This is a genomic window from Teichococcus deserti (assembly GCF_001982615.1).
GTDB classification, from domain to species: Bacteria; Pseudomonadota; Alphaproteobacteria; order Acetobacterales; family Acetobacteraceae; genus Pseudoroseomonas; species Pseudoroseomonas deserti.
Genome location: NZ_MLCO01000077.1, coordinates 47,098 through 59,585, shown reverse-complemented (window position 1 = coordinate 59,585; position 12,488 = coordinate 47,098). Strand labels below are relative to the sequence as shown.

10 protein-coding genes are annotated in these 12,488 nt (G+C 71.0%); 6 read left to right on the top strand and 4 right to left on the bottom strand.

Going from position 1 to position 12,488, the window contains the following annotated elements:
• Positions 1 to 10 precede the first annotated feature (10 nt).
• Entirely contained in the window at positions 11 to 781 is a 771-nt protein-coding gene (locus tag BKE38_RS09840) for an IclR family transcriptional regulator (protein ID WP_076957139.1), read from the bottom strand.
• A 224-nt stretch (positions 782 to 1,005) separates the two neighbouring features.
• Here BKE38_RS09840 and BKE38_RS09835 point away from each other — a divergent pair, with 224 nt between their 5' ends.
• Positions 1,006 to 2,457: an N-acyl-D-amino-acid deacylase family protein gene (locus BKE38_RS09835; RefSeq protein WP_076957138.1), complete on the top strand. Its 1,452-nt coding sequence runs from the start codon at positions 1,006 to 1,008 to the stop codon at positions 2,455 to 2,457.
• Here the strand turns inward: BKE38_RS09835 and BKE38_RS09830 are convergent.
• Positions 2,454 to 4,061, bottom strand: a complete 1,608-nt coding sequence (locus tag BKE38_RS09830; RefSeq protein ID WP_083747428.1) for a GGDEF domain-containing protein — start codon at positions 4,059 to 4,061, stop codon at positions 2,454 to 2,456. The two genes, BKE38_RS09835 and BKE38_RS09830, sit on opposite strands and share 4 nt — an antisense overlap.
• 211 nt (positions 4,062 to 4,272) lie before the next feature.
• Here BKE38_RS09830 and BKE38_RS09825 point away from each other — a divergent pair, with 211 nt between their 5' ends.
• The 3 genes from BKE38_RS09825 (at position 4,273) to BKE38_RS09815 (ending at position 8,544) form a co-directional block, all read left to right on the top strand.
• Positions 4,273 to 5,862: an alkaline phosphatase D family protein gene (locus tag BKE38_RS09825; RefSeq protein ID WP_076957137.1), complete on the top strand. Its 1,590-nt coding sequence runs from the start codon at positions 4,273 to 4,275 to the stop codon at positions 5,860 to 5,862.
• Positions 5,863 to 5,966: 104 nt separating this feature from the next.
• A complete protein-coding gene (locus tag BKE38_RS09820; protein ID WP_076957136.1) occupies positions 5,967 to 7,346 on the top strand; it encodes a class II 3-deoxy-7-phosphoheptulonate synthase in 1,380 nt (459 codons plus the stop codon).
• 13 nt (positions 7,347 to 7,359) lie between these two features.
• Positions 7,360 to 8,544, top strand: a complete 1,185-nt coding sequence (locus BKE38_RS09815; protein ID WP_076957162.1) for a beta/alpha barrel domain-containing protein — start codon at positions 7,360 to 7,362, stop codon at positions 8,542 to 8,544.
• A 259-nt stretch (positions 8,545 to 8,803) separates the two neighbouring features.
• Here the strand turns inward: BKE38_RS09815 and BKE38_RS09810 are convergent, their stop codons facing one another.
• Entirely contained in the window at positions 8,804 to 10,237 is a 1,434-nt protein-coding gene (locus tag BKE38_RS09810; protein ID WP_076957135.1) for a chlorohydrolase family protein, read from the bottom strand.
• A 180-nt stretch (positions 10,238 to 10,417) separates the two neighbouring features.
• Here BKE38_RS09810 and BKE38_RS09805 point away from each other — a divergent pair, with 180 nt between their 5' ends.
• On the top strand, positions 10,418 to 10,981 hold the full coding sequence (locus BKE38_RS09805; protein ID WP_076957134.1) for a dihydrofolate reductase family protein: 564 nt from the start codon (positions 10,418 to 10,420) through the stop codon (positions 10,979 to 10,981).
• Positions 10,982 to 10,990: 9 nt separating this feature from the next.
• Here the strand turns inward: BKE38_RS09805 and BKE38_RS09800 are convergent, their stop codons facing one another.
• Entirely contained in the window at positions 10,991 to 12,064 is a 1,074-nt protein-coding gene (locus BKE38_RS09800) for an alpha/beta fold hydrolase (protein ID WP_165694154.1), read from the bottom strand.
• Between the two features lie 181 nt (positions 12,065 to 12,245).
• On the opposite strand from BKE38_RS09800, the gene BKE38_RS09795 reads away from it, so the two are divergent.
• Positions 12,246 to 12,470, top strand: coding sequence for a zinc-finger domain-containing protein (locus tag BKE38_RS09795; RefSeq protein WP_106409178.1), 225 nt, complete (start codon positions 12,246 to 12,248; stop codon positions 12,468 to 12,470).
• The last annotated feature ends 18 nt before the right edge of the window (positions 12,471 to 12,488 follow it).

Sequence of the window (12,488 nt, the reverse complement as noted above, 5' to 3'; positions counted from 1 at the left end):
TGGCGAAAACTCAGCGCAGCCCGGTACCGCCGCTGAGGGCCCGCGCCGCCTCGATGGCGAGCGGCGCGAAGCGGGCGGTAAAGCGCGCCGGCGGCCATTCCGACAGCGACCCCGCGACATGGATGGCGCCCACCGGCCGGCCCTGCTGGTCGAGGATGGCGGCGCCGACGACGACCTCGCCGATCAGCATCTCTTCCAGCACCACGCTGTAGCCTTCGCGCCGCGCCTGGTCGATGCGGGCCATGATGGCGTCGGGGTCGAGCAGCGTCTTGGGCGTGGCCGGCCGGATATCGGCCCGGGCCAGCATCGAGGCCACCTCGTCGCGCGGCAGATGCGCCATGCAGGCGCGGCCGCCGGAGGTGATGAAGCTGGCCAGCCGCCGCCCCGCCAGCGTCGCGAAAAAGGTCTCCCGCTTGCTCTGCCGGCGCAGCGCATAGACGATGCTGCTGCCGTCGAAGAGGCTGAGGTCGACGCGCTCGCCGGTGCTGCGCTGCAGCTCGATGATCACCGGCGTCGCGCGCTCGATCAGCGGGCGGGAGCGCAGGAAATCGAAGCTGCGGTCGAGGATCTTTCGCCCCGGCGTGTAGCCGCGGCCATTGGCGCCGCGCTCGAGGTAGCCGAGCTTCAGCAGGGTATGCGCCATCCGCTGCGCCGAGCTGCGGTCGATGCCGGAGAGCGAGGCCAGCTCGTTCAGGCTGAGCTCGCCCGGCTGGCGGGAGAAGGCCTCGAGCAGCGCCAGCCCCTTCTGCAGGGACTGCACGAACAGCCGGTCGTCTGACATCGGGGGCGCCTCCTTTTCGGTGGGGGTTTGCGGCCCCCGCGCGGGGGACGCAAGCCGGAAGCGGGGCCGTGCCGGGAAAAACCGTCGCCGAACTGTCATCCTGGCAGCATGGCCGTCTTCCGTGAGCGCGGGCACGGGGGCATGATCCGCCTCCTGCCGCCGTTCCGGCCGCCGATTTCCGCGGGCCGGAATCCTCTTCGCCCGATCCCCTGGAGACCGGCCCCATGGCCCTGCGCTGCGACCTGATCATCCGCGATGCGACCATTTTCGACGGCACCGGCGCGCCGCGCCGGATCGGCGATGTCGGGGTGACGGGAGACCGGATCACGGGCGTCGGCGACCTCGGCGGCGCCACCGCCGACCGCGAGGTGATCGCGACGGGCAAGGCGCTGGCGCCGGGCTTCATCGACGCGCACACGCATGACGACCGCGCCGTGCTCTGTGGCCCGTCCTGCACGCTGTGCAAGATCAGCCAGGGCGTCACCACCGTCGTGGTCGGCAATTGCGGCGTCAGCCTGGCGCCGATGCGCCATACCGGCAAGCGCCCGCCGGCGCCGCTCGACCTGCTCGGCGACGAGCAGTGGTGGACTTTCGATAGTTTCGGCGACTACGCGCATGCGCTGAAGAAGCAGGGGAGCGAGGTGAATACCTATGCCCTCGTCGGCCACCAGACGATGCGGGTGGAAGCCATGGCCGGCGACGTCCATCGCGTGGCCACCGACAAGGAGATCCAGCGGATGCATGGGCGGCTGAAGCAGTCGCTGCTGGAAGGCGCCTCGGGCTTCTCGACCGGGCTGTTCTATCCGCTGAACAAGGCGGCGACGACCGAGGAGGTGATCGCGGTGGCCGAGGCGCTGCGCACCACCGACGGGCTCTACACCAGCCATATGCGCGACGAGGCCGACCACATCCTGGCCTCGATCGAGGAGACGCTGGCGATCGGCAAGCGCGTCGGCGTGCCGGTGCATATCAGCCACCACAAATGCTCGATGCCGGAGAATTACGGCCGCTCGGTGCAGACCCTGGCGCTGATCCAGGCGGCGGCGACGATGCAGGAGCTGGCCTTCGACATGTACCCCTATCCGGCCGGCTCGACGGTGCTGATGCCGGACCGGACGCGGGCCGATATCCGCACCGTGGTGACCTGGTCGGTGCCGCATCCGGAGATGGCCGGGCGCGACCTGGCCGAGATCGCCCGCGGCTGGAACACCGACCTGAAGCTGGCCGCCGAGCGGCTGCTGCCGGCCGGCTGCGTCATGTTCCAGATGGACGAGGAAGACGTCCGCCGCATCATGCGCCACCCGCTGTCGGTGATCGGCTCCGACGGGCTGCCGCATGACGAGAAGCCGCATCCGCGCCTCTGGGGCACCTTCCCCCGGGTGCTGGGGCTGTATTCGCGCCAGCTCGGCCTGTTCGACATGGAGACGGCGGTGCACAAGATGACCGGCCGCAGCGCCGAGATCTTCGGCATGGTCGATCGCGGCGTGATCCGCGAGGGCGCCTATGCCGACCTGGTGCTGTTCGACCCGGCGACGGTGATCGACAACGCCACCTTCGAGAATCCGGTGCAGATGAGCCTGGGCATCGAGGAAGTCTGGGCCAACGGCGTCGCGACCTTCGCCGCGGGCAAGGAGACCGGCGAGAAGCCCGGCCGCCTGGTGACGCGCAACCGCTAGGCGGCGGCGGCGATCCTGTCGCGCCCCAGATGCTTGGCCTCGTAGAGGGCGGCATCCGCGGCGCGCAGCAGCATCTCCGCCGAGGTGCCGGGGGCGGGAATGCGGGCGGCGACGCCCAGGCTGACCGTCACCCGCCCGCCCGGCGCCGCCGGATGCGGCAGGTCGAGGCGGGCGAGCTGCGACTGGATGCGGGAGGCGATGCGCAGCGCCCCCTCCAGCGGCATCTCTGGCAGCAGGACGGCGAATTCCTCGCCGCCGTAGCGCGCGGCCAGATCGACGTCCGGGCGGATGGCGGCGCGCAGGCAGTCGGCCATGCCGCGCAGCACCGCATCCCCGGCCGGATGGCCCTGGCTGTCGTTGAAGGCCTTGAAATGGTCGATGTCGATCATGATCATCGCCAGCGGCTGCGCCTGGCGCTGCAGCCGCGCCCATTCCAGCGCCATCAGCCGGTCCAGGCGCCGGCGGTTGCCCAGCCCCGTCAGCCCGTCGGTCTCGGACAGCTCGGCCAGCCGCGCGCCCTCGGCCAGCGCCACGGCCTCGGCGGCCCGGCGCAGCCGCAGCTCCTGCCGCAGCCGCAGCAGCAGCGCCAGCATGATCAGCGACAGCAGCCCGACCGCCAGCCCGATCCAGGCCGCATGCTCGCGCCAGCCGCGCAGGATCTCGTCGGTCGAGACCGCGACGTTCAGGATCAGCGGACGGTCGCCCAGGCGGGTGAAGCTGTAGAGCCGCTCGACCTCGTCGATGGCCGCGGTGCCGGTGAAGACGCCCCTTGGCTCGGCCATGAAGCGGCGCACCGTCGGCGCCCGCGACAGGTCCAGCCCGGGCTGCGCCCCGCCCGCCGGGCTGCGGTAGATGAGCGTGCCGTCGGCCGCGAAGAGGTTGATGGTGCTGGCCCGCCCGATCTCCATGCCGTCCAGCAGCTCGCGCAGATAGGCCAGGCGCAGCGTGCCGACCACGACGCCGGCGAAGCGGCCATCGGCGGTCGGGATGCGGCGGCTCAGCGCGATCAGGTGGTCCTGCTGGTAGCGGTCGGGGAAGGGGTGGCTGATCTGCAGCCCGGCCGAGGGATCGCCGGCATGGCGCAGGAAGAAGCGGTGGCCGGAGAAGTCGCGCCGGCTGCCCACGGCAGGGTCGGAGCTGGCGACGATCTCGCCCGAGGCGTCCATCACCACCATGCTGCCCAGATGGGTGGTGGCCGCCGCCGGCGCGAAGAGCAGCTGCCGCGGCAGCGGGCGCGGGAGCGCGCCGTCGCCGCGATCGGCCCCCTGGTCGGCCTTTTGGTCGGCCCTCTGGTCGGACAGATTGGCGGCGACGGCCTGCAGCGCGCGGTCGTAGAGCTCGACCTGGCGCAGGATGTCGCGGCCGGCAATGGCCAGCAGGTTCTGCGCGTTGCGCTCGGCCTTCTGCCAGGCGTCGCGCCGCAGCTCCCAGACTTGGATGGCGCAGAGGGCGGCGAAGCAGAGCGGCAGCAGCAGGCCGAGCCAGAGGGTCAGCGCCTCGCCGCGCTCGCTTCCCGGGCGCGCGCGGGCCGGCTGGCCGGGGCGCGGCGTCCCGGCAGCGGGGGCAGGCTCGGCAGACGGGCGACGTGGCTCGGCCTGCGGCATGGTCCCCTGGGGCATGGTCCGGCGGGAGGAAGGTGGCGCCCCGGCGGGGGCTCACGAAAGCGTATAATCGCTTCCGGGCGCTTTGCCAGCCGGAACGGGACCGCTTTCATCCGGAGCAGGGCCTTCGTATGGGGGAAATGTCACGCCGCCGCCGGGGACGCGCCGTGGGGCAGCGGCTAGCTTCCGCAAGGCGGAAGCGGGGAGGCGGGGCATGGAGAGCCGGCGGCGGGATATTCTGGCACTGTCGCGGCGCGGTGCGTTGCGCGGCGGGTTGGGGATGGCGGCGCTGGCGGCGCTGCAGCCGGCCGTCCCGCGCCGCGCCTGGGCCCAGCCGCGCTGGGCGGAAAACCCCTTCACCCTGGGCGTGGCCTCGGGTGATCCCTGGCCGGACGGGATGGTGCTCTGGACCCGGCTGGCACCGGCGCCGCTGGAAGGCGGCGGCATGCCGATGCTGGCCATCCCCGTGACCTGGGAGCTGGCCGAGGACCCGTCCTTCCAGACGATCCTCCGCCGGGGTGAGGCGCTGGCCCGGCCGGAGCTCGGCCACTCGCTGCATGTCGAGCTGGCCGGGCTGCCGGCCGGCGCTTCCTTCCACTACCGCTTCCGCGTCGGCGGCTGGGCGTCGGCGACCGGCCGCACCCGCACCGCCCCGGCGGCCGATGCCGCCCCCCGCCGGCTGCGCTTCGTCAATGCCGGCTGCCAGAACTACGAGCATGGCTTCTTCAGCGCCTGGCGGCATGTCGCCGGGGAAGACGAGCTGGATTTCGTCTTCCACTATGGCGACTACATCTACGAGGGCGGCCCCCGCGGCGGCCAGCCGCGGCGGCACAACTCGCCCGAAGTGTATTCGCTCGAGGCCTATCGGAACCGCTACGCCCTCTACAAGCTGGACCCCGACCTGGCGGCGGCGCAGGCGGCGCATCCCTTCCTGCATTCCTTCGACGACCATGAGGTCGACAATGACTGGGCCGGCCCCTTCTCGGAGGAGGACGGCAGCCGCCGCGACCGCCCTGCCGTCCCGCCCGAGATCTTCGCGCTGCGCAAGCAGGCCGCCTTCCAGGCCTGGTACGAGCACATGCCGCTGCGCCCTAGCCAGCTGCCGCGCGGCCCGGAGATCCTGGCGTATCGCGGCCTGCGCTTCGGGCGGCTGCTGGAGGTGTCGGTGCTCGACACCCGCAGCTTCCGCACCGACCAGCCCTGCGGCGGCGCGACCGCCGCCAGCTGCACAGCGCGGGAAGACCCGGCCGCGCAGATGATCGGCCCGGCCCAGGAGCAATGGCTGTCCGGGCGGCTGCGCCCCGGCCGCGCCCGCTGGAGCCTGCTGGCCCAGCAGGTTCCCATGCTGCAGCGCGACACCGGCAGCGAGGCGCCGCGCTATGCCATGGACAAGTGGGACGGCTATCCCGCCGCCCGCGACCGCCTTTTCGCCCAGGTGCAGGAAAGCGGGCTGCAGGGCCTGGCGGTGCTGTCCGGCGACGTCCATGCCGCCTGGGCCGGCACGCTGCTGCGCGAGTTCTCGCGGCCGGAGCGCGGCGCCGTCGGGGTGGAATTCACCGCCACCTCGATCAGCTCCGGCGGCGACGGCTCGGAGCAGGTTGCCGCCACGCCCCGCATCCTGGCGCGCAACCCGCATCTGGCCTTCTTCAACAACCGCCGCGGCTACACGCTGCATGAGGCGACGGACGCCACCCTGACCGCCCGTTTCCGCGCCGTGTCCGAGGTCACCCGCCCCGGCGCCGCATGCGAGGACCGCGGTTCTTTCACCGTCGAGCATGGCAGGGCTGCGCTTAATCCAGGCTGAATGCCACGAGACTGGTTTGCGCAGGCCGCAGCCGGTGGTAGCCCTGTCAAGGCGGACCGGTCTATCCTGGCCGGCCAAAAATCTAGCTGAGGAAGCTGAGTGTCATGACGGTGCGCGGGTGGCAGCCCGGAAGCTGGCGCGAAATGCCCATCCGGCAGGTGCCGGATTATCCGGACCAGGCCAAGTTGAATGCCATGGAATCCCGGCTCGCGAGCTTTCCGCCGCTCGTTTTTGCAGGCGAGGCCCGGCGGTTGCAGCAGTCCCTGGCGAAAGCCGGCCAGGGTCGGGCCTTCGTGCTGCAGGGCGGCGATTGCGCCGAGAGCTTCGCCGATTTCCGCGCCAACCCGATCCGCGACACCTTCCGCGTGCTGCTGCAGATGGCGGTGGTGCTGACCTTCGGCGGCAGCCTGCCGGTGGTGAAGCTCGGCCGCATGGCCGGGCAGTTCGCCAAGCCGCGCTCCTCCGACACCGAGACGGTGGAGGGCACCACGCTGCCCTCCTACCGCGGCGACATCATCAACGGGCCGGAATTCACGGCGGAAGCCCGCATCCCCGACCCGTCGCGGATGGAATTCGCCTATATGCAGTCGGCCGGCACGCTGAACCTGCTGCGCGCCTTCGCCACCGGCGGCTATGCCGACCTGCATGAGGTGCATCGCTGGAACCTGGGCTTCGTGCAGCGCTCGCCGCTGGCCGAGCGCTACCAGGACCTGACGGCACGCATCGACGAGACGCTGCGCTTCATGGCCGCCTGCGGCATGTCGGAAGCGCCGCAGGTGCGCGAGACCGACTTCTACACCAGCCACGAGGCGCTGCTGCTGCCCTATGAGCAGGCGCTGACCCGCGTCGATAGCACCACCGACGAGTGGTATGCCTGCTCGGCCCATTTCCTGTGGATCGGCGACCGCACCCGCCAGCCGGACGGCGCCCATGTCGAGTTCCTGCGCGGCGTGAAGAACCCGCTGGGCCTGAAGGTCGGCCCCTCGACCGACCCGGACGAGCTGGTCCGCCTGACGGAAATCCTGAACCCGGAGAACATCCCGGGCCGCCTGACCCTGATCAGCCGCATGGGCGCGTCCAAGATCGCCGACAAGCTGCCGCCGCTGCTGCGCGCGGTGAAGCGGGCCGGCCGCGAAGTGGTCTGGATCTCCGACCCGATGCACGGCAACACCCACACCGCCGGCACCTACAAGACCCGCTCCTTCGATGCGATCCTGTCGGAGCTGCGCGGCTTCTTCGACGCCCACCAGGCCGAGGGCACCTGGGCCGGCGGCGTGCATGTCGAGATGACCGGCAGCGACGTCACCGAATGCATCGGCGGCGCCCACAAGCTGTCGGAGGCCGACCTCTCCGCCAACTACGCCACCTTCTGCGACCCGCGGCTGAATGCCGAGCAGGCGCTGGAGCTGGCCTTCCTCGTCGCCGAGGAGCTGAAGGCGCGCCGCCCCGATGGCGCCGCCCTTCCGCTGCTGGCCGCCCAGTGAGGCGGGCGCAGTGATGGATGGAACGCCGCCGCGGGAGAACCACGCGGCGGCAGGTCCGGTGGGGGATCAGGAGATCTCCCGCCAGACCGACGCCTATTTCAACCGCACCAAGGCCATCGTGCAGCGCTTCGGCGATGCCCGCGTCACCTATGCGGTCTTCCTGCGCCGCCCCGTCGTCTCCGCCCCGCGGCTGATGATCGACTGGCTGACCAAGGTCGCCGCCGCCCGCGGCACCTCGATCGAGATCGAGCTGATGCACAAGGAGGGCGAGTGGGTCGGCGCCGGCGACCCGCTGCTCTACCTGACCGGGTCCTTCACCGAGCTCGCCGACCTCGAGACGCTCTACCTGCAGAAGCTGGGCCCGCCCTGCGTCGCTGCCCACAACGCCTACCAGATGTGCCTGGAGCTGCCCGGCGCCGCCTTCCTCGCCATGGAGGCCCGGCACTGCGCCGGCGCCGAGATGCAGGAAATGATGGCCTATGCCGCCGCCGTCGGCAGCGCCGCCGCCCAGCGCGAAGGCGCCAAGGGCTTCGTCGGCAACGCCAATGACTCGACGGCGCATTGGTTCGGCCAGCCCCGCGGCTTCGGCACCATGCCGCATGCCCTGATCGGCTATGCCCGCAGCACCGTCCGCGCCGCCGAGATGTTCCACGAGACCTTCCCGGACGAGGCGCTGACCGTCCTGGTCGACTATTTCGGCCGCGAGGTCACCGACACCCTCGGCGTCTGCCAGCGCTTCCCCGAACTCGCCGCGGCAGGCCGCCTGTCGGTCCGCCTGGACACCCATGGCGGCCGCTTCCTCGAAGGCCTCGACCCCGCCGCCTCCTACGCGGTGCTCGAGCGCCACGTCCCCGGCGCCATCCGCCGCTACCGCTCCGAGACTGAGCTGCGCCACCTGGTCGGCACCGGCGTCTCCGCCGCGGCCATCTGGCGCATCCGCGAAGCGATGGACGAGGCCGGCTTCCCCAAGGTCAAGATCGTGGCCTCCTCGGGCTTCGGGGTGACCAAGTGCCGGGTGATGAACGAAGCCAAGGCCCCGGTCGACGTGGTCGGCACCGGCAGCTTCATCCCCAACACCTGGAGCGAAACCTACGCCACGGCGGATATCGTCTCTTACGATGGGGTCGCCCGGGTAAAGCTGGGACGCGAGTTCCTTCTGCACCGGAACGGTGAAAGAAAGCGGTCTAACAGCAATTAGAGTCCGGGCAGGCCAGGGGAATGAATTCCCCTGGACCCCTTCTTTTTTCTGTCAGACTGCCGTGTCCACGTGACGACAGTACGTGAAACGGCCCGGCAGCAGCGCGACCTTTGAGGGTGCGCTGATTTCATGAAAATACGTCCCGCCGTGAGGCCCTGATCTCGCTCGTGGTGGGGCGCAGGCCCGGCAACGGCCGGTCATCAGAAAAAAGAAGAGGGTCTGGGAGAATTCATTCTCCCAGCCTTCCTCTGCCTTCTCTTCACCTCGCAAAAGCCGGGAACGACGACGGCGACAGCGTCTCGATGTCGCGCCCGGCCCAGTCGCGTTCCTTCATCCCGGCCCACATGGCCTCGGCGCCCTTCTGGACTTCGCGGCCCAGCTCGATGGGGTCGTAGCCGGGGACGATGCCGTTCTCCATGACGACGCGGCCGTCGATGATCGAGGTTTGCAGGTCTTCCGCCGTCGCCGAGAAGACCAGGTTGCGGATGGGGTCGCGCAGCGGGGTCATGAACATGCTCTCGCCTTGCCAGATCAGCAGGTCGGCCTTGGCGCCGACGCTGACGCGGCCGATGTCTTCGCGGCCCAGCGCCTTGGCGCCGTTCAGGGTCGCGGCGTTGAACACGTCGGCGGCGGTCGCGACCTGGGTGCGGCGGTCGACGATCTTCGAGCAGACCGAGGTCCAGCGCATCGCCTCGATCATGCTCTGCGGGCAGGTGTCGGTGGCGATGGTCATGTTGACCCCGCGCGCCTGGTAGCGGGCGAAGCTCTCCATGGCGATGCCGCGGCGGGCGAAGACCCAGACGGCATGCGCCACGTTGGCGCCGCTGTCGGCCAGGATGCCGATGTCGTCGGCCTGGTAGTTGGCCCAGCTGCTCTCGCCCGGGATGATGCAGTGGCCGAGGATGCAGCGCTCCGACAGGAAGCCGATCTTCTGCAGCCACTCGATCGGCGTGCAGCCGTTGCGGCGGGTCATCTCGTGGAACTCGGGCACCGACTGCGACACATGCAGCGCCAGCGGCAGCTTCATGTCGCGCGACGCATCGGCCGAGCGCTTCAGCAGCGCCTCCGAGCAGGTGTCGACCTGCATCGGCGTCAGGAAGCCCTTGATGCGGCCATTGGCGCGGCCTTCCACCTTCTCGACGAAGGCGACGGCGTCGTTGAAGCCGGCCAGCCCGTCATCCGCCAGCCATTCGTATTCCACCGTGCGGCCATTCGCGGTCAGCCAGCGGCCGGAGCGGTAGCCCTGGCCGATATAGGCGCGCAGGCCGACGCGCTCGGCATGCTCGGCGACCACGTCGCCATGCCAGCCGATCTCCATGATGGTGGTGGTGCCGGTGCGCAGCAGCTCGGGCATCGAATAGGCGATGCAGGCGCGGCGGGCGGCGTCGGTGATGGCGCCGTCGCGGGCGGTCAGGAACTCGAACAACCCGGAGAGGTAGAATTGCCGCGGGCCGCGATCCTCGACGAAGCTCTTGTCGAGCGGGCTTTCCGACAGATGGGCATGGGTGTTGATGAAGCCCGGAGTGACCAGCTTGCCGGTGGCGTCGATGGTGTGGTCGACGGGGCCCTCGAAGTCGCGGCCGACATGGATGATGGTGTCGTTCTCATAGACCACCACGCCGTCCTTCAGGTGGCGGTGCCCGCCATCCTGGTAGGCGATGATATGCGAGGCGCGAATCAGGGTGCGGGCCACCGGCGGTCTCCTGGCGGGAGGGGGAAGCGGCGAGCGTCACAAAGCCCCATACCCGGGTCAAGCCGCCCCCGGACCGATGCACGGATTGTCCAGGGCGATCCGCGGCTTGGCCGGTCTCGCCGCCGCCGGCGCCGCGTCGCATGGTATCGATCTGCACCCAAAGGGGACGGGGGGAGAAGAATGGCCGAGATCATCCTGACCACGCTGCTGACGCTCGACGGTGTGATGGAGGCCCCGGGCGGCGAGCCCGGCCATCCGCATACCGGCTGGGCCGGCCGCTGCATGGGCGAGGCCGAGGTCGCCCACAAGCAGGCCGAGGCCGAGGCGGCCGGCGCCCTGCTGCTCGGCCGCGTGACCTACGAGTCCTTCCGGGAGGGCTGGTCGTCGCGCGACGGCGCCTTCGCCGAGCGGATGAACGCCATGCCGAAACACGTCGTCACCCGCGACCCCGCGCCGCTGGACTGGCATGGCGCGCAGCGGGTCGAGGGGCCGCTGCTGCCGGCCATCGCCGCGCTGAAGGCCTCGGCCGAGGGTTCTCTTCTCCTGTGCGGCAGCCGCCGCCTGGCCCAGGCGCTGCTGGCGGGGGGCCTTATCGACGAAGTGCGGCTGATGATCTTCCCGGTCACCGTCGGCGGCGGGCGTCGCCTCTTCGCCGAGGATGACCGGCTGGACGACTGGCAACTGGAAGAGCACCGCGCCTTCGACAGCGGCACGCTGGAGCTGCGCTACCGGCGGAAGGGCTAGCCGCCCCTCCTAACCCCCCGGCGCCCGCGCCACCTCGGCGGGGCCGGCCAGCGACGGGGCGGGCTCCACCGGCCGTCCCAGCCAGGCGGCGCCCACCTGGTCGGCGCCGGAGGGCAGCGGTGCCCGGGTCGCGGCCATCCACGCAAGGATATCGTCGGCCACCCGGTCGCGGATGCTGTCGCGCAGCAGCAGGTGCAGCCCGTCCGGGTAGCGCGCCAGCCGCGTGTCGGGCCGCATCTGCGCCAGCTGGCCCTGGGTCACCGAGGGCGGCACCACGCGGTCCTTCGCCCCCTGCAGCACCAGGGTCGGCACGCCGCAGCAGCCGGGCAGGTTCAGGCTGGCCCGGTCCATCAGGTCCAGCAGCCCCCAGGCGGCGTCGATCCGGGTGTCCTTGATGGTCAGCGGGTCGCGGCCGAAGCGGCGCAGCGCCTCCATGTTGTCGCTGGCGACGATGTCGCCGGCGCCCGGCGGGAAGGCCAGCGCCGGCAGGGTATGCGCCAGCAGCCAGAAGGCGCCGACGGCGACCGGCCCGATCTCGGCGCGCGACCAGAAGGCGGGGGCCATCAGCATCATGCCGTCGACCGGCAGCGGCTGGGCGGTCGCCGCCAGCACGGCGACCGAGGCGCCCATGCTCTCGCCGATCAGGAACAGCGGCGTCTCCGGATAGCGGGCGCGCAGCAGCCGGAGCGCGGTCGCCGCATCCGCCGCCATGCTCTCCGCCCCGGCCCAGAGCGTCCGCCCGGGCGAGGCGCCGAAGCCGCGCTGGTCATAGGCGTAGGTCAGCACCCCGCCCTCGGCCAGGCGGCCGAAGCCGTCCTGCAGGAAATTGCCGGAATGGTCGTTGAAGCCATGCAGCGCCAGCAGCACCGCCCGCACCGGCACCCCTGTCGGCGGGTCGCGCCGGCGCAGCTTCAGCAAGGCGCCGTCGGCGGCCAGGATGGCTTCCTCCTGCAGCAGGGGGGTGCCGATGGCGGGGCCGGCGGGCTGGACCCGCGGCGCGCAGGCAACCGCTCCCAGCAAGGCAGCGCCCAGCAAGGCGGCGGGGGCCAGGGTGCGGGCGGCGCGGCGGGTGCGGTGCAGCATCTTCAATGCCATAGCCTTGCCGAAGCCTGCGCCGCAATGGCTCGCTGCAAAATCGCAACAAGCGCCAAGCCTCTGCTTGCGCGGGCCCGCCCCCGCCAAGAATGGTGTCAACCCTGGCGGCCGGGCGGCGCTGCCTTTATGGTCCGGGGCCCTACTGGCCAGATGACGGGACCTCCCCCCGATGCGCGATCCGAACCTCACGGGCTACACCCCGAAAGCCACCCCCGGCGTGACGCCGGTCGACACGCTGGAAGTGACCAGCCGGGTCATCGCCTGCGACGGCGGCGGCGGCGCGCTCGGCCATCCCAGCGTCTCGCTGCGCATCGAGGACAAGCAGGTCACCTGCCCCTATTGCTCGCGCACCTTCATCCTGCAGGACGGTGCCGGTGGCGGCGACCATCACTGAGGTCCCGGCGGCCGCCGA